This window comes from Marinobacter sp. UBA2498 (assembly GCF_002341575.1).
Classification (GTDB): Bacteria; Pseudomonadota; Gammaproteobacteria; order Pseudomonadales; family Oleiphilaceae; genus Marinobacter; species Marinobacter manganoxydans.
Window position 1 is genome coordinate 3,097 of record NZ_DDOI01000144.1, and the last position, 16,963, is coordinate 20,059.

A 16,963-nucleotide genomic window follows, 5' to 3' on the forward strand; every position below is an offset into this window, starting at 1 on the left:
TCCGGCCAATGGAGTATAGCCGAGCGTGCGACCATTCGGCTGGCGAGGTCTGGGTACGCCTGGCGGATAACGTTGGCACCGAACTCTGCCAGGAACGCCGATTTCAGTTCTGCCCGGGCCTTCTGGGTGCCCGGTTCCTGGTAGGGCGCGGAGCAGAGCAGCAGGAAACCATCGTCCGGAACACGGCCATTATCCATGTTGCTCTTTATGATTCCGGCGGCCTGGCGGATGGGATGTGACAGGTCCGGGCTGTAAGGGCCGATGATCAGGGCTACGTTGGGTGCGTGCAGGAAATCGAATCCCCTGCCAAGGCAGATGACCCACTCCCGGTGCTCTATGTTCAGTTCCCGGTCAAAACGCCGAATCTCGTTCACGTGCCGGATATTGCCCTCAACCAGGGGCAGCAGATCACGCTGAACCGGTTCCGGCATATCCGGACAAAGGGAGGCGATTTCGGAGGCCATATCGGCAAGTCGCGTTACAGGAATGGTAGACAGATCCAGGGTTCGCTCCTGGCTACCGTGCAGAACCAGTGCATCCTCGTCGCTCTCGAAACCACATACCAGGGGATAGACCGTTCGGTGGCCGTTTCCGAACAGCTTTTCCACCTGGCTTCGGATCTGGAACGCATGGCGCATGGCGGCCTCACGGTCGCAGTCAAAGCCGGCGCAGCCCCGTTCCCGTGAACCTTTTGAATAGTGGTAGGTAATGATGATCAGCACCCGTCGTCCCTGGGTTACGGCTTGCTGGACCGTGTCTGCCAGCATGTCGCCAAGATAGGGCCAGCCCAGCTCAAAGATCCCGCCAAGGTTCCGGAACGGGTGAATGACACCAAGAGGCGTCTGGGTCACATAGGGCAGGTGGATGCGGCCATCCATGCACTTCATGGCAATGATCTGGGTATTGTGCTCTGCCAGGTAGCGCTGCCTGGCCAGATGGTTTTCCGGGCTGCAGAAGCTGGCCGAATGGGCTCGGCTGAGCTCCATCAGCCAGTCGATACGCTCTGCGATAGGGCGCGCATGCACGGGTGTTGTCATGGCTTTTGTCCTGTTCTGTTCAGAAGGTCGACAGGCCGGTCGCCTCCATAATCCGGTAGCGCCAATAGCGAAGTCTGGATTCATCGGCCCAACGCTCGTAGGGCAGGCTCATCACCGGATCGTCGCCAGGGCCTTTTTGCCATTGCTCGTCAAAGAATCGCCGGGCTCCGCTCGCAACCTGTGACTGCTCCACCACCGATACCCAGACATCTGTTTCGAGATTCAGATCGTCGAGATTGCGCCGGGTAAAATTGGCCGAACCCAGGAGCAGTTCTGTTGCGCCGTTTTCTCTGGCCAACATCAACAGTTTAGTGTGGCATTGCTCACCCAGGGTATTACACCAACGTACCGGAACGCCCGCGCGAACCAGTTCCATGGCGACCTGCCTGTTGGGAATGCCACTCTTCTGGTGGCCGAAGGCCTCGTTGTTGGCATCAAGCAGAACTCGCAGTGCAACGCCCCGTCTGGCGGCGTCGACCAGGGCTGTGACAATATCGCGATGTGAGAGATAAAACATGGCCATGTCCAGCTGATCACCGGCCGAGGCCTCTTGAATCATGGACAGAGCTTGATCCCGGATTTCCGATTCGGTCAGCACTGCCACCAGGGGGATTTCGGATTTTTGCGGTTCTCCAGTGACGTCGGGAGCGATGCTGATTCGCTCATCAATGGGCGTGGTGTCCGCTCCCGACATGGCGAGAACCGCCCGCTCGCTTTTCAGCAGATCAAAGACCGCCGGCCCCGTGAAGCTAAGCCCCAGGTTGCTATGCCGGCTGCTGCCGTCGTGGGGGTTGGCCGAGGTAACGATGGCCCTCAGGGAGCCTGCCTCATCCGCGACCATAAGCTTGCGATGGTTGGCCTTGAAGTTCAGTAGGGCGAGATAGCTTCGAAGGGTAACAGGCCTGGTGCCCAGGGCGTTGTCCAGCCAGCCTCCATCGGGGTTGTTGCCGAACCACTGACAACACAGCCGCCAGATTGAAGACCAGGTGGGATTACTGTCCCGTAGCGGCCGGAGTGCCGTCTCCACAACCGGAATGCCACCATCGCGCAGGGCTTGAAACCAGGGTGAGGTCGTGCCGCCATACATGGTGTTCAGGGGGTCGGAGATAACCGTAATGGATAGCTCCGGTTTCTCCGCTTTTCTCGCCAGCAGGGCTTCTGTGAGCTGTTGAGCCAGAGGCCGGTGGGCTACATCTTCCGGCTTGGTGCTGTTGAATAGAAACATGTCGATGAGAATGAACTCGTTGGCTTGTCCCACAAGCCGGAACACCTCGTCGAAGATTTCATGGTCTCGCTCCTCACGGCCGTCCTGATAGTGACGGGTGACGTCTGTCAGCAGGACGGGTTCCTCCAATGGCACCGCGGTTCCACGATAGCTGATGCCTGGCGGCAGTGGCTTTTGGGTGTGGTAAAGGCCGATGCCGGCCAGGGTGAGCAACAGCAGGAGAATCAGTAACTTCAGTGTCATGTGTGTATTTCCATCATCCCTGAGGTAAACGAAGGCATAACTATACGTGACCTCTCTCTCAGGTAAACAAACACTTACAAAAAACACCCCGGTCGTTGTATCGAAGTTCCGCCACGCTTTCTAAACTAGTCAGATCAACCATTTATAACAAAGTTGCCTGTGAACGCCATACTCTCTTTCATACCGCGCCTGTTCAGTCTGCGGGCCGTTATTCTCGTTCTGGCTGTTGTGTTTGCCCTCATGGGGGACCAGCTTGCCCTCGTTGGCTGGGCTGACCGTGCGCTATTCAGCATTCTAGGCGTGCCAGAGGGCGCGACCCCGGCCACGATTCTCCCGCAGGAGGCATTCGGGCCGGCTATGGCTGATCGGGGGCTTTCGGAACCACTCTGGTCCGACATGGCGGTGACCGCCGGGCTGGCAATTGCGGCACTGTATCTGGTGCTTGCAATTCCGGCGATGGGCGCGGCCGTTTCCCTGCCGGTCACTCTTTTGCTTGGTGGCTCGCTCGTGGTGATCCAGGCGGCTTTGATGTTCTACCGCAACGCCTGGGTGCCGTTTGGCGTGGTGCTCACGTTGCTGGTGGTCGGTTACGTGGTGATGCTGTTCTGGCTGCAGCCCCGCAAACACATCCGTGCACTGACAGATAATGTGCGGGATGCGCGGCTGAAGCTGGCCAAGGTATTTCTGCAGCAAGGTCATACAGACGAGGCCCTCGAAGCGCTGGATCGCTGCCCCGACTGTGAAAGCGAGATCGAGCTGCGCTACGACGTCGCCATCCAGCAGGAGCGCAAGCGCCAGTACGACAAGGCGGTCAGCACCTACCGCAGTATTCAGGAGCGAAAGAAAGGTTTTCGGGATACCGCCGCGAGGCTGTCGGCATTGGAAAAGCTCGCGCCGGATAATTCGTTGATGCAGGGAGGGAGTTTCGACAATACCCGCACCCTGTTGATGCCCGAGCCCACCGTTAGTCGCCCGACCCTCGGAAGGTACGAAATCGAGCGGGAGATTGGCCGAGGGGCCATGGGTGTGGTTTATCTGGGCAAGGATCCGAAGATTGCCCGTACCGTTGCCATCAAGACTCTCAGCTACCAGGCGTTTGATGATGGACAGCTTCAGGATCTCAAGGAGCGATTCTTCCGGGAGGCAGAAGCCGCTGGCCGCCTGAGCCACCCGGCTATCGTCACCGTGTATGACGTTGGCGAGGAGGCAGACCTCGCCTATATCGCCATGGACTATGCGAAAGGACGTCCGCTCAGTGAATTCGGCAGAACCGGACGGTTACTGCCCCTGCCCAGGGTTCTGGATATCGTTGCCCGCGTGGCGGACGCTCTGGCCTACGCTCACAGCCAGAAAATCGTCCACCGCGACATCAAGCCCGGGAATATCATCTTCAATCCTGACAATGGCGATATAAAGATCACCGATTTCGGCATTGCCAAGATCTCCGATGACTCGCGAACCCGCACCGGCGCGGTAATGGGCAGCCCATTGTACATGTCGCCGGAGCAGTTGAAGGGTCAGAAGGTAACCGGTGCCTCCGATATCTACAGCCTGGGCGTAACGCTTTATAAGCTGGTGAGCGGCGAAACGCCCTATCAGGGCGATACCCTGGCCAACCTGACCTACCAGATTCTTAACAAGCGCCCACGCAGCGTCCGCGAGTTCAACGCGGATCTGCCAAACGGGGTGGTCCGTCTGATCAACAAGGCTATCCAGCGCGAGCCGGACAAGCGCTTTGCCAGTGCCGCCACCATGGCCGAGGCCGTGCGTCGTCTGGCCGTTCGTGAGGCTGGCCAGGAGGTGTCGTCCTGATGCGATATCACGTTGCCGGCCAGAGTCATCGCGGGGCCGTCCGGGAATCAAACCAGGATGTGGTGGACTGGCGGATCAATGATGCGGGTGACCAGGCGTTGTTGGTGGTTGCTGACGGTATGGGCGGTCACCAGGGAGGCGAGGTTGCCAGTCGCCTTGCGGTTGATGCCATCATCGAATCCCTTGAGCCTGAAATCGCCGATGCCTCGAGCGGCACCACGGATGCGGATATCCGGGGAAAACTGGATCGGGCCTTCAGGTTGGCCAATGAGCGCATAGTGAGCCGCCGTTCCGGGGATCCAAGACTTGAAAAAATGGGCACGACACTGGTGGTGGCCTGGTTGAGTGGCAATCAGGCGCATATTGCTCACATTGGCGATTCCCGGTGCTACAGCCTGCGTGGCAGCCAGGCGCTGTGTCTCACGCGGGACGATACCGTGGTCCAGAACATGCTGGAAGACGGCAGCATTACCAGGGCCGACGTGCCCAATGTGCCGTTCCGGAATGTCCTGACCAGGGCCGTGGGAACAGTGGAGCAGGCGGCCCCCAGTTATCGGCGTGAAACGCTTGATGAAGGAGATGTGCTGCTGCTGTGTTCCGATGGGTTAACTGATTCGGTTCCGGAATACCGGTGGCTTGAAATCCATAAGGAAAGTGACGGCATGGAGCGCACGGTTCAGGCAATGATTGATGCCGGCCTGGCAAACGAGGCCGGTGACAATGTGTCTGTGGTATTACTGACGTTGGAGTATTGAGGAAACTGACATGGCTTCGCTTTCGCAACTGGTGGATAACGTTGTTGTTAACACCTTTGAACTCGGGCAACCGGAAACGCGCATCGGTCGGCGCCCGGACAACGATATCCAGATTGATGAAATTTCTGTGAGCGGCCAGCACGCCCTGATAGAAGCGGTGCCCAATGCCTATCTGGAAGGTACGGTGGATTACTACATTACCGACAGCAACAGCACCAATGGCACTTTTGTGAACGAATTGCGGGTTGCTGACCGCCAGCGTCTCAACAGCAACGACATGGTGCGCATTGGCTGGAATGAGTTCCGTTTCATCGATGAAGAAGAGCAGGCAATGGAAAAAACCGCCTATATCCTCGACTGACCGTGACGGTTGGCCCGCGAATTACCGGAGCCGATCCTGAACAAATCTGCTGAAACGGGAAAGCAGCGAGGACGCATCCGGTGCTGGCTTCACGCCCGCGACCAGGGCCTCCGCATCAAGCCCCTCCCGTGTCAGGTCGGGCGCCTGGACCTTCAGGTAAGCGCTCATAATGGCGTCCGTGAACTCCGGATGGAACTGCAGGCCCCAGGCGCAGGGACCAATTCTGAAAGCCTGATGAGGCTCGAACTGGTTGCGTCCCAGCAACACCGCGCCTTCAGGCAGGCGCAGCACGGACTGCCGGTGTGTCAGCTGGGCCGGAAAGGTTTCCGGCAGCTCCCGGAACAGGTCATCCGAGGCGGCTTCGGGGAGCAGTTCGACGTCGTGTGTGCCGGTTTCCCGACCGTCCGGATGGTAACCTGCTTCCCCGCCCAATGCATGGGCCAGCAACTGGTGGCCATAGCAGACGCCGAGCACAGGAATTTCCCTTCTGACCGCTTTTGCCAGCCAACGCCCCGCGTTCTCACTCCATTCGGCCCGGTCGCTGACCATGGCAGGAGAGCCTGTCACCACGATGCCATCCCAGTCCTCCGGGTTGCCCGGCAGTTCGCCGGCCTCAGCGTTGGCTACGGTGATCTCCAGCTCGTCTGACAACCCGCGCAGGAACCACTGGTCAAAATCGCCAAACCTTGCCCGAATGTCCGGGTAGGTCGTGCCTGTTTTCAGCACCACCACACGCGCTTTGCGGTTTGTGGGAGCGTTCTGTTGCATGGTGTTATCTTCCTGCAAGGCCGGAGGCCTGGTTGTTTACTGGTCTGGCAGCTCGGCGTTGTGGAACACGTTCTGCACGTCGTCCAGTTCGTTCAGCATGTCCAGGAATTTCTCGAACATGGGGATGTCGTCACCTTCCACCAGCGTCGTGGTTTTGGGCAGGAACTGGATTTCATCCACTTCAAAATCGATGTCTTCAATGGCATCCACCAGCGCCTGGCGGGCCTTGGCGTATTCGGTGTTCGGTGTGAACACGGTAATCAGGCCGTCTTCATTCTCGATGTCGGTAACATCGACATCCGCTTCCATCAGCGCCTCGAGTACGGCCTCTTCATCCTCGCCCTTGAACGCAAAAATAGCGCTGTGGTCGAACATGTGAGACACGGCTCCGGGCGTGCCGATCTTGCACTTGGTCTTGGTGAAGGCCAGGCGCACGTCGCCAAAGGTGCGGTTCGGGTTATCGGTCAGGCAGTCCACGATCACCATGCAGTTGCCCGGTCCGTAGCCTTCGTAGCGAGCTGCAGCATAGTCTTCGCCGGCGCCACCCTTGGCCTTGTCGATGGCCTTTTCGATGACGTGCGAAGGCACCTGGTCTTTCTTGGCCCGCTCGATCAGTCCGCGCAGGGACAGGTTGGCCTGGGGATCGGGGCCTCCGGACTTGGCGCTCATGTAAATCTCGCGGCCGTACTTGCTGTAGACCTTGGTTTTTGCCGCAGCCGTCTTGGCCATGGATTCTTTGCGGTTCTGGTAGGCTCTGCCCATCTGCGCTGCCTCTTGGTTCTCTGGAAAAGGCCGGATTTTACTCAACATTGCCGGTTTGGGACAGGCTTATTTGGCCCCTGTTCCGGGATGGTTTTCACGATCCGCCAATACCAAGGTGCCAGCAGGACAGCACTTTTGATGCACAGACCTATAGGCAAGCCACTGCTAGCGTGAGAGGACAACTGGCAGGCGTCGGGGAACAGAATGCAAAGACAAAGCGCAACGCAGACAATGGTTCGGATGCTGTTTCTGTGCCTGGTCTTTTCATGCTCGTTGGCGAGTGCCGGGGGTAACGAGAACGGCGATCAGGACCAGGTGGCACGGGACATGATCCGGGTTCTCAACGCTTATGTCGTCTACAAGATGGGGCAATATGAATCGGCCTTCGAGCAGTATCTGGAGCTGGCAGAGGAGGGCAGCCGCCAGGGCATGCTGAATGTGGCCAACATGTATGCCCAGGGGCAGGGCGTTGAACAAAACCAGGAGAAAGCCTTCCAGTGGTACCTGCGGGCAGCCGACAGTGGTGATTCCATCAGTATGGTCGAAGTGGCCATGGCCTATGAAGAGGGCAGGGGAACGGTCCTGGATAAAGACGAAGCACTCAGTTGGTATCGCCGAGCTGCGGAAGCGGGAAACAGTGATGCCCGCTGGCGGCTGGGCAAAAGCCTTTTTGACGAAGGCCGCATGGCTGAAGGCTTGTGTCTGATCCGGCTGGCGGCAGTTGACGGCGGCCAGCCCTCAGCACAGCAGTTCCTGTCAGCGCTGGGGCCGAGTGCCGGACCGGAGAATAAATTGCCCCGGTCTCGGTGCTCGCCTTCCGGCAGTTAAACGTAATCGACCGGGCGCCGGTAGTTTTCCTGGGTCATCAGGTCGATGCCGCACTCCATATCGCTGACCCAGTTCAGAAAGCGATCGACCATCACCGGTCCTTCGAAGCGTTTGCCGTGCTGGGGCACAATCATCGAAACATCCATGTCGCGGACCATATTCGCCCAGAGTTGGCAAACCTTCCGGGAGGCAATGTAGCGCCGATGGAAGCCGATCATGCTCGGTATGTGCTTGTCGAAGTCCTTCACAGGCAGGTGATCGTCTTCGCCCCCCATGGAGGCGCCCAGGTCGCCCGAGAACAGAATCTTCGAGACCGGGTCATAGAACTGCAGGTTGCCGACCGAATGCATGAAGTGGGCTGGCAGACATTGCAGATAGGATTCCCCGAATTTCACATTGGCGCCGGCATCCGGAACGCTAACGATGCGGTCGTACACGCTGCCGCTGAGCTGGTTGGTCACGTAGCTGGAAACCAGGTGCGGAAGGAACCGGGCCCAGAGTTTCGAAGTTACGATCTTCGCGCGGGTATGAACGATCCAGCGGTCGATGGCACCGATGATGTCCGGGTCCTGGTGAGAGGCGAACACGTAATCCATGTCGCGGATGTTCATGTAGCGTGATGCCGCCACCGACAGCGGGGTGTAGGTGAGGTCACCACCCGGGTCGATCAGTGCTTCATGTTTACCGTCGACAATCAGGAACTGGTTGGACTGGACGCCCTCTCCGGTTACCAGGGAATCGAACATCAGGCATTTGTGGTGTCCGTTATCGAACAGGACAATGGGTTCGGCTGCCATTTCGGTCTCCCGCAAAATACAGTTTGATCCGGCCGGAATGGCCGGATATTGCAAGCTGCGCGGAGATTACAAAATTGACAAAAGCCAACTCTTGCCTCAGGTCAATTCTCTGATATTCCTCAAGTAACGATTTGTTGTTGCCGGCTCTCAGGCCAGCTGTGGTACCCGTTTGATCCCGCGGCGAATGCCCTGTTCAAGAGCGCTGCTGACGACCTTCCCGGTGAACGGTACGATGTCTTCGAAGGTGATGGTGTAGTTCACCCGGGTGTGGCCTTCCGGTGTGTCCTCAAAACGGATTCTTCCCAGATGGTTGCGGATCGGGCTCATGCTGGTGATGGTGTATTCGATCAATGAATCCGGCTCGAAGCTGGTCACCGTTTCTTCCAGGCCGACCGGCCCGATGCCAATCTTGCGAACGGAGCCGATGCCGTTGGGATCAGCCTGATCGCTGTCCTTGATTCGTTTGACCGGTGCTCCCAGCAGTTTTCCGAAACGGTAGTGGTCGGCGAACAGGGCGAAAACCCGTCGTCGGGGTACGTCAAAGGTTTCGTCAATTTCAATGGTGTACATGGCCATGGGCTCACTCTTTTTGTCATTCGATGCCCCCAGCCTAACCCCTTGGCTCCTACAACAAAAGTCGTAGAAGGCGGCAGGTTTCAATCTGGCCCGGGTTGACCGTTCAGTGTCGTGCGGTATGCCGGTAGTCCCGGGGTGACTGACCCATTACCTTTTTGAAAAGCCGCGAAAAATAGTAAGCATCGTCATAGCCCAGGCGTCGGCTTATGTCTGCGAAGCTCAGGCTGCTGGTATCCAGCATCTGGCAGGCGCGTTCCACCTTCAGGTGCAGGAAGTGCTGGATCGGGGAGGTGCCGGTCTGTTCCCGATAGCGGGTGGCAAAATGAGCCGGTGAGAGGCCGGCAAGATCGGCCAGTTGCTCCAGGCTGATACGCTCATCCAGATGCTCCCGCATATAGTTGTGAATGGTTTCCAGTTCGGCCTGCCACTCGTGCCCGGTTTCGTCGGCGTTGATCGGAACCGCAGCCAACAGTTGCCGAAGCCGGTTGGCAGCGTGGATCAGGCCGCGGGCCCGGAAACCGGTCTGTCGCACCGATAGCAGGCCATTGAAGTCAACCAGAAGCCGGGGTTGCCGGCCCAAATGACGAATCCGGGTCGGGCCGTCGAACCCCATGTAGTGTTGAAAATCCGCTGCCAGTGGTCCGGTGTAGTGCACCCAGTGAATGGTCCAGGGATTGTCCGGATCGGCGGTATACCGATGGTTGGCACCGGCCGGCAAAAGCAGCAGATCGCCAGCCTCCACCGTGTACGGCTCTCCGCCTACGTTCAGGAACGCACGGCCTTCCGTGCAGTAGATCAAAAGATTGTCGTGATGGTGTTCCCGATGCATGTGATGGCCGACGGCGCGCCGGTAGTGGCCGAACGCCAGCGGATAGAGATCCCGGGTAAGTGGATGGCTCGCGAGTAGTCGAATGATCGGCTCAGGCACCACGTAGCGAATGCTGTCTTTGGGCACCGGCCACTGTGAGGTTTGGGTCATTTCTGGTCTTGTTTGTTTGAGCTTTATCGAAAGATAGTCCATTACGGGCGAAATTTAGTCAATCACCCATTGGTCAATCCCGTGCTAGCCTTTGGGTAAACGTGGCAAGGAACCATCAGGTTCCGGCCGGCTTCCCGCACAACAACAAACAGGGACATCAACATGAAAAATGTACCGCTGTATATTGCAGGTGAATTCATCCAGAGCCAGACCAAGGACTGGATTGAAGTTACCAACCCCGCCACCAACGAAGTGATCGCCAAGGCTCCGAACACGACTCATGCGGAAATGGAGCAGGCCATCAAGTATGCCGGTGAAGTATTCAAGACCTGGAAGGAAGTGCCGGTTTCCGAGCGCGCCCGGGTTATGCTCCGCTATCAGGCACTTCTGAAAAAACATCATGACGAGATTGCTGAAATCCTTTCGCAGGAAACCGGCAAAACGTTCGAAGACGCCAAAGGGGATGTCTGGCGCGGTATTGAAGTAGTTGAGCACGCTGGAAACGTCGCTTCTCTGATGATGGGCGAGACGGTTGAGAACGTTGCCCGTGAAGTGGATACCCACTCCTGGATCCAGCCGCTGGGTGTGTGCGCCGGTATTACGCCGTTCAACTTCCCGGCCATGATCCCGCTGTGGATGTTCCCAATGGCGATTGCCTGCGGTAACACCTTTATCCTCAAGCCTTCCGAGCAGGATCCGTTGACACCCATGCGCCTTGCCGAGCTGTTTGAAGAAGCCGGTGCGCCCAAGGGCGTTCTGCAGGTGGTTCACGGTGGCAAGGAGCAGGTTGACGTACTGCTGACTGATCCCGCCATCAAGGCCGTTTCTTTCGTAGGTTCTGTGCCTGTTGGCCGTTACATCTACGAGACCGGCACCCGCAACATGAAACGTGTACAGAGTTTCGCCGGTGCCAAGAACCATATGGTGATCCTGCCGGACGCTGACAAACAGCAAGTGATCAATGCCCTGGTTGGCGCCTCGGTTGGTGCTGCCGGCCAGCGCTGCATGGCAATTTCGGTCGCGGTCTTTGTGGGCGAAGCCCAGCAGTGGATTCCGGAGCTGAAAGAAGCCATGGCGAAAGTTCGTCCAGGCGCGTGGAACGATTCCGGTGCCAGCTATGGCCCGATCATCTCCGCGAAAGCGAAAGACCGTATCGAGTCTCTGATCGCGACCGGTGAAGCGCAGGGCGCTAACCTTCTGCTGGATGGTCGCGGCTGCACCGTAGACGGACTGCCCGATGGCAACTGGGTTGGCCCGACTCTGTTCTCCGGTGTTACCACCGAGATGGATATCTACAACGAGGAAATCTTCGGTCCCGTGCTCTCCTGCATGGAAACCGACACCCTCGGTGATGCCATCGAGCTGGTAAATAACAGCCCGTACGGCAACGGCGTCTCCATCTTTACCAGTTCCGGTGGTGCCGCGCGTCGCTTCCAGCATGAGATCGACGTAGGCCAGGTGGGCGTGAACATCCCCATTCCTGTGCCCCTGCCGTTCTTCTCGTTCACCGGCTGGAAGGGTTCCTTCTACGGTGACCAGCATGCCTACGGCAAGCAGGCGGTTCGCTTCTACACCGAAACCAAAACGGTTACCTCCCGCTGGTTCTCCAGTGAAGCGACCAGCTCGGAAGCCAACTTCTCTATCCAGTTGCGTTAATTGCGTTGAAGGTGGGGTATTTGGGCCGGAACCTGTTTCCGGCCCCTTGTTTTCCCCGCTCAATGCCAAGCCCTTTCTATCTGGAGCGTAACGATGGACTTTAACCTCACCGAAGATCAGCTGGCGTTTCGCGAGGCCGCGCGAGCGTTCGCGGAAAAATCCATGGCGCCCCACGCTGCGAAGTGGGACAGCGAGCATATTTTCCCGGTCGATGTGATGAAGGAAGCCGGCGAAATGGGCTTCATGGGTATGTACACGCCCGAAGCGCTTGGCGGCATGGGGCTGTCCCGGCTGGACACCTCGGTCATCGTGGAAGAGCTCGCTGCTGCGTGCCCTTCAACCGCCGCGTTTATCACCATCCACAACATGGCCACCTGGATGGTCGCCAGCTTTGCGTCGGATGATCTCAAGCAGGAAATCGTGCCTAAACTCGCCAGCGGCGAATGGCTCGCCTCCTACTGCCTGACCGAGCCGGGTGCCGGCTCAGACGCGGCCAGTCTTCGCACCAAGGCCGTGCGCGATGGCGACAGCTACGTAATCAACGGCAGTAAAGTATTCATTTCCGGCGCTGGGGCCACCGATATTCTGGTCTTGATGGCCCGAACCGGAGCGCCGGATTCCGGCTATAAAGGCATTTCCACCTTCGTGATTCCCGCAGATGCCGACGGCATTTCCTACGGCAAGAACGAAGAAAAAATGGGCTGGCACAGTCAGCCTACCAGGATGATCAGCCTGGAGAATGTCCGCATTCCGGCCAGCAACCGAGTTGGTGACGAGGGCGACGGGTTTGCCATCGCCATGAAGGGGCTCGATGGCGGGCGTCTGAATATCGCCACCTGTTCCCTTGGTGGTGCCCAGGCGGCTCTTCTGCGTGCCCGTAACTACATGCACGAGCGGGAACAGTTCGGTAAGCCGCTGGCGGCTTTCCAGGCTCTGCAGTTCAAGCTGGCTGACATGGCCACCAACCTGGTTGCCGCGAGGCAGATGGTTCGTCTGGGCGCGTTCAAGCTTGATAACGCCGATCCGGAAGCGACACTGCATTGTGCCATGGCCAAACGGTTCGCCACCGATGCCTGTTTCGAAGTGGTCAATGAGGCCCTGCAGCTTCACGGCGGTTATGGCTACATTCGTGAATACCCGCTTGAGCGCTATCTGCGTGACCTGCGTGTGCACCAGATCCTGGAAGGCACCAACGAAATCATGCGTCTGATTGTTGCCCGTCGCCTGCTCGATGACGGCGTGGCTGAGGCAATTCAATAAGCATAGAAATGGGGTCTGATGACATCGTCATCCGACCCCATTTTCAGTATGAGGAATAGCAAATGAGTGACCTGATTCAGCTCGAAAAACGCGGACATATCGCGGTACTGACCATCAACAATCCACCGGCCAACACCTGGACGAAGGATTCCCTCATTGCCCTGACGAACATCGTCAAGGAACTGAACGAAGACCGGGACATCTTTGCCCTGGTAATGACCGGGCAGGGCGAGAAGTTCTATTCTGCCGGCGCCGATCTGAAAACCTTCGCCGATGGCGACAAGGCCCGGGCGAACGAGATGGGCCAGCTTTTTGGCGAGGCCTTCTCCACGCTGCAGCGGTTCCGCGGTGTTTCTATCGCGGCGGTGAACGGTTACGCCATGGGTGGCGGCCTGGAGTGCGCCATGGCCTGTGACATCCGCATTGCCGAAGAGCATGCCCAGATGGCACTGCCCGAAGCAGGCGTTGGCCTTTTGCCCTGTGCCGGCGGCACCCAGAACCTGCCCTGGCTGGTGGGTGAGGGCTGGGCCAAGCGGATGATTCTGTGCGGTGAGAGGGTAAAGGCCGATACGGCACTGCGAATCGGCCTGGTTGAGGAAGTGGTGCCGAGCGGACAGAGCCTTGATAAGGCGCTGGAGCTGGCGGAAATGGCGTGCCAGCAGAGCCCGTCGTCAACGGCTCGTTGCAAGACCCTGGTGATGAGCGCCCGCGATGGCCGCAGCCACGACGACGGCTGGCGCATGGAGCGGGAACTGTTTGTTGAGCTGTTCTCTACCGAAGACCAGAAAGAAGGCGTAAACGCGTTTCTCGAAAAGCGCAAGCCGGAATGGAAAAACCGCTGAAGCCGGCTTTGAAGGCTGTCTCAAGGACCTGTTATGAGTGATCAACCCATTATCTTCGAAGAATGGAAGACGGGCGATGGCGCGCTGATCGCCGTGGCCCGGCTGAATACGCCCAAAGCGCTGAACTCGCTGTCTCTGGAAATGATCCGGTTGCTGACTCCGCAACTGAAGCGTTGGGCGGAGGACCCCGTAATCCAGGCCGTCTGGCTGGAATCCGAGGGCGACAAGGCGTTCTGTGCCGGTGGCGACATCGTTGCCCTGTATCGCAGCATGACCGAGCCACAGGGTGCCAGTGAGGGTGAGGCATTCTTCACCGAGGAATATGAGCTGGATTACCTGATCCATACCTTCCCGAAACCGCTCGTTTGCTGGGGACACGGCATCGTAATGGGTGGCGGTATGGGCATTATGGAGGGCGCGTCTCACCGGGTGGTGACAGAAGGATCGAAGCTTGCCATGCCCGAGATCACCATCGGCCTCTACCCCGATGTTGCGGCGGGCTGGTTCCTGAACCGCACCCCCGGGCGCACCGGCTTGTTCCTGGGGCTGACCGGTGCTCGCCTGAACGGCGCTGACGCAATCTTCACTGGCCTTGCCGACCGCTTCATCCGGCATGATCTGAAGGCCGATGTTGTTGCCGAGCTGTGCAAGCGTAACTGGCAGGGCGAAGATGCTCATGCAGTGGTCGGTAGTGTGTTGCGTCAATACGAGCGTGAGAGCGCCGACGCCATGCCGGAGTCACCGGTTCGCACTCATTTCGATGAGATCAATCGGGTTACCGATGCTGACTCCCTGGAAGCGACCGTTAACCAATTGAAAGAACTGTCTGGTGGCGACGGCTGGGTGGCGAAAGCGACCCGCTCCCTGGCTGGTGCGTCACCCACATCCCTGGCTTTGGTCTGGCGGCACCTGCACGGCTGCAAACACGACAGCCTGAAAGAGGTGCTCGACAAGGAACTGGTGCTTTCCACCAAGTGCCTGACCAAGGGCGAGTTTGCCGAAGGCATCCGCGCGCTTCTGATCGACAAGGACCAGCAGCCCCGCTGGCGCTATGCGTCCCTTGCCGAAATGGACAGCGCCTGGATCGACGATTTTTTTAGCTGATCTATTACAAGAACAAGGAGAAAAGACATGGCAAAGATTACCTTTATCGGTCTCGGTAACATGGGCGGCCCAATGGCCGGGAACCTGGTAAAAGCCGGCCACGAGGTCACCGTATTCGACCTGTCCAAAGACGCTGTTGCTGCCCTGGTGTCCGAAGGCGCGAAAACAGCAGGCACCGCCCACGAAGCAGCCAGTGGCGCGGAGTGTGTCATCACCATGCTGCCTGCCGGCCAGCATGTAGAAGCGGTATACCTGGGTGACGATGGTCTGCTGGCAAAACTGCCGGCCGGCACCCTGGTGATTGATTCTTCCACCATCGCTCCGGAAACAGCCCGGGGCGTTGCCGAAGTTGCACGAGCCAAGGATATCCCGTTCCTCGATGCGCCCGTCTCCGGCGGTGTTGGCGGTGCCAAGGCCGGCACCTTGACCTTCATTTGCGGCGGCTCGGAAGAGGCCTTCAACAAGGCCAAGCCGATTCTTGACGCCATGGGCAAGAACATCTTCCATGCCGGTGATCATGGGTCCGGCCAGGTGGCCAAGATCTGCAACAACATGCTGCTGGCCATCCTGATGTCCGGCACCAGTGAGGCACTTGCGCTCGGCGTGAAGAACGGTCTGGATCCGGCGGTTCTCTCGGAAATCATGAAGCAGAGCTCTGGCGGCAACTGGGCGTTGAACGTCTACAACCCCTGGCCTGGTGTGATGGAGGGCGTACCCGCGTCACGTAACTACGAGGGCGGCTTCCTGGTCAATCTGATGACAAAGGATCTGGGGCTGGCGTTCGACAACGCCGTGAAGAACCAGGCTTCCATTCCTATGGGCTCTCTGGCCCGTAACCTCTTCCAGCTGCACGCCGGGCAGGGTAATGGTGGCCTGGATTTCTCCAGCATTCAGCGGCTTTACAAGCCTGAATAAAGGTTGACCAAGGAAACGATTAAAACGCCAGACGAGCGCTACCTTGTGATCAAGGGGCGCCTTTGGCGTTGTTCGGATCCCAGTCTCCCGGAATCGGTGTATCAGGAACAGGTCAAGCGCCTGATGGCTGTTCGCCGGAAGGTGCGTGATGCGAAAGCGTCCGGCGATGAGAGCCAGGAGCGTGATGCCCGGCAACAGGTGGATCACGCCAAGCGCGCCCTGGGTGAGCGCGGGCCGGTCTGGTGGTCTGATGACGAACCGGACTATACCCAGTGCAAGATCGAGAACACGCCGTACGCCGAATGGTATCGTTCGCTCCAGGAGGCGAGTGAGTAACGTTCGGTCTTTTCGTTGAATAACCGCGACTACGCTGTTAATGTTTCACCCGCTACGATGGAAGAACTGCCAGGGATAGTGCAGTTTTTGTAGCAGAATCATCCGGATTGATGACTTCAAAGGATTGAAGACATGCCCCAGGCAAATGGATTGCAGTTCACCGTCCGCGTTGGCGGTCTCCCCTCTGATATTTTTTCACTCGTCGGTTTTACCCTGACCGAATGCCTGTCCGAGGTGTTTCACGGTCGGCTTGAGCTGGCCAGTACCGATCCCTCAATTCAGGCAGCGGAAATTCTTGAGCAACCGGTGTATCTTGTGGTCTGGCAGGATGGCGAGCCGCTAAGGCGCTTCACCGGTGTGGTCAACGAATTTGTTCGGGGCGATGCCGGTCACCGGCGCACCCGCTATGAACTGAATATTCAGTCGCCGCTCTGGCGTCTGGGACTGATGCACAACAGCCGGATTTTCCAGACCCAAAGCAGCGATACCATCGCGCGAACCTTGCTGGAAGAGCGCGGCATTATCGACTCGGTTTTCGATCTGAAACGCACTCCCAAGCAGCGGGAGTATTGTGTTCAGCATCGAGAAAGCGACCTGGCCTTCCTCGAACGTCTCGCGGCTGAAGAGGGCTGGCATTACAGGTATGAACACGGGAGCGTGGACGCAGACACACAGCCGGCGCTTGTAATCGCCGACCATCATGGCGA

General features: G+C 58.3%; 18 protein-coding genes. 11 read left to right on the forward strand and 7 right to left on the reverse strand.

The features are described from left to right. Both B2W52_RS19885 and B2W52_RS19890 read right to left on the reverse strand, forming a co-directional pair. Positions 1 to 1,037, reverse strand: a 1,037-nt coding sequence (locus B2W52_RS19885; protein WP_286803957.1) for a carboxysome shell carbonic anhydrase domain-containg protein, incomplete at its 3' end; no start/stop codon positions are given. A 19-nt stretch (positions 1,038 to 1,056) separates the two neighbouring features. After that, positions 1,057 to 2,505, reverse strand: coding sequence for a phospholipase D family protein (locus B2W52_RS19890; protein WP_273017209.1), 1,449 nt, complete (start codon positions 2,503 to 2,505; stop codon positions 1,057 to 1,059). A 159-nt stretch (positions 2,506 to 2,664) separates the two neighbouring features. On the opposite strand from B2W52_RS19890, the gene B2W52_RS19895 reads away from it, so the two are divergent. From B2W52_RS19895 to B2W52_RS19905, 3 genes are read left to right on the forward strand one after another with little or no spacing between them, the layout of a single operon-like run. Further along, positions 2,665 to 4,317, forward strand: a complete 1,653-nt coding sequence (locus B2W52_RS19895) for a serine/threonine-protein kinase (protein WP_273017210.1) — start codon at positions 2,665 to 2,667, stop codon at positions 4,315 to 4,317. After that, positions 4,317 to 5,072 (forward strand): protein phosphatase 2C domain-containing protein, encoded by a 756-nt coding sequence (locus B2W52_RS19900; protein ID WP_014576383.1) that lies wholly within the window; start codon positions 4,317 to 4,319, stop codon positions 5,070 to 5,072. Before B2W52_RS19895 ends, B2W52_RS19900 begins: the two co-directional genes overlap by 1 nt. A 10-nt stretch (positions 5,073 to 5,082) precedes the next feature. Continuing rightward, the gene (locus B2W52_RS19905) at positions 5,083 to 5,433 is read left to right on the forward strand and encodes an FHA domain-containing protein (protein ID WP_008175962.1); all 351 of its coding nucleotides are present in this window, start codon (positions 5,083 to 5,085) and stop codon (positions 5,431 to 5,433) included. Between the two features lie 21 nt (positions 5,434 to 5,454). On the opposite strand, the gene B2W52_RS19910 is transcribed toward B2W52_RS19905, so the two are convergent. Then, positions 5,455 to 6,201: a glutamine amidotransferase gene (locus B2W52_RS19910; protein WP_286803958.1), complete on the reverse strand. Its 747-nt coding sequence runs from the start codon at positions 6,199 to 6,201 to the stop codon at positions 5,455 to 5,457. A 36-nt stretch (positions 6,202 to 6,237) separates the two neighbouring features. After that, positions 6,238 to 6,963 (reverse strand): YebC/PmpR family DNA-binding transcriptional regulator, encoded by a 726-nt coding sequence (locus B2W52_RS19915; RefSeq protein WP_230707671.1) that lies wholly within the window; start codon positions 6,961 to 6,963, stop codon positions 6,238 to 6,240. A gap of 204 nt (positions 6,964 to 7,167) precedes the next feature. Between B2W52_RS19915 and B2W52_RS19920 the strand changes: the two genes are divergently transcribed. Further along, a complete protein-coding gene (locus B2W52_RS19920) occupies positions 7,168 to 7,791 on the forward strand; it encodes a tetratricopeptide repeat protein (RefSeq protein WP_227497869.1) in 624 nt (207 codons plus the stop codon). Here B2W52_RS19920 and B2W52_RS19925 read toward each other — a convergent pair. The 3 genes from B2W52_RS19925 to B2W52_RS19935 form a co-directional block, all read right to left on the reverse strand. After that, on the reverse strand, positions 7,788 to 8,588 hold the full coding sequence (locus B2W52_RS19925) for an oxygen-binding di-iron domain-containing protein (RefSeq protein WP_008175954.1): 801 nt from the start codon (positions 8,586 to 8,588) through the stop codon (positions 7,788 to 7,790). The two genes, B2W52_RS19920 and B2W52_RS19925, sit on opposite strands and share 4 nt — an antisense overlap. A 147-nt stretch (positions 8,589 to 8,735) precedes the next feature. After that, positions 8,736 to 9,164, reverse strand: a complete 429-nt coding sequence (locus tag B2W52_RS19930; protein ID WP_008175952.1) for an SRPBCC family protein — start codon at positions 9,162 to 9,164, stop codon at positions 8,736 to 8,738. 103 nt (positions 9,165 to 9,267) lie between these two features. Beyond that, positions 9,268 to 10,143 carry an AraC family transcriptional regulator gene (locus B2W52_RS19935; protein WP_273071247.1) on the reverse strand — a complete coding sequence of 292 codons (876 nt, stop codon included), beginning with the start codon at positions 10,141 to 10,143 and terminating at the stop codon, positions 9,268 to 9,270. Positions 10,144 to 10,305: 162 nt separating this feature from the next. On the opposite strand from B2W52_RS19935, the gene B2W52_RS19940 reads away from it, so the two are divergent. The 7 genes from B2W52_RS19940 to B2W52_RS19970 form a co-directional block, all read left to right on the forward strand. Next, positions 10,306 to 11,799 carry a CoA-acylating methylmalonate-semialdehyde dehydrogenase gene (locus tag B2W52_RS19940; protein ID WP_008175948.1) on the forward strand — a complete coding sequence of 498 codons (1,494 nt, stop codon included), beginning with the start codon at positions 10,306 to 10,308 and terminating at the stop codon, positions 11,797 to 11,799. Between the two features lie 93 nt (positions 11,800 to 11,892). Further along, the gene (locus B2W52_RS19945) at positions 11,893 to 13,059 is read left to right on the forward strand and encodes an acyl-CoA dehydrogenase family protein (protein ID WP_008175947.1); all 1,167 of its coding nucleotides are present in this window, start codon (positions 11,893 to 11,895) and stop codon (positions 13,057 to 13,059) included. Between the two features lie 62 nt (positions 13,060 to 13,121). Continuing rightward, entirely contained in the window at positions 13,122 to 13,901 is a 780-nt protein-coding gene (locus B2W52_RS19950) for an enoyl-CoA hydratase (protein ID WP_008175944.1), read from the forward strand. 33 nt (positions 13,902 to 13,934) lie between these two features. Then, complete coding sequence (locus B2W52_RS19955) at positions 13,935 to 15,005, forward strand: enoyl-CoA hydratase/isomerase family protein (protein ID WP_062785397.1); 1,071 nt, start codon at positions 13,935 to 13,937, stop codon at positions 15,003 to 15,005. Between the two features lie 27 nt (positions 15,006 to 15,032). Further along, complete coding sequence (gene mmsB, locus B2W52_RS19960) at positions 15,033 to 15,920, forward strand: 3-hydroxyisobutyrate dehydrogenase (protein WP_053114702.1); 888 nt, start codon at positions 15,033 to 15,035, stop codon at positions 15,918 to 15,920. Between the two features lie 3 nt (positions 15,921 to 15,923). Continuing rightward, on the forward strand, positions 15,924 to 16,256 hold the full coding sequence (locus B2W52_RS19965; RefSeq protein WP_273071253.1) for a hypothetical protein: 333 nt from the start codon (positions 15,924 to 15,926) through the stop codon (positions 16,254 to 16,256). 132 nt (positions 16,257 to 16,388) lie between these two features. Then, positions 16,389 to 16,963, forward strand: a 575-nt coding sequence (locus B2W52_RS19970; protein WP_286803959.1) for a type VI secretion system Vgr family protein, incomplete at its 3' end; no start/stop codon positions are given.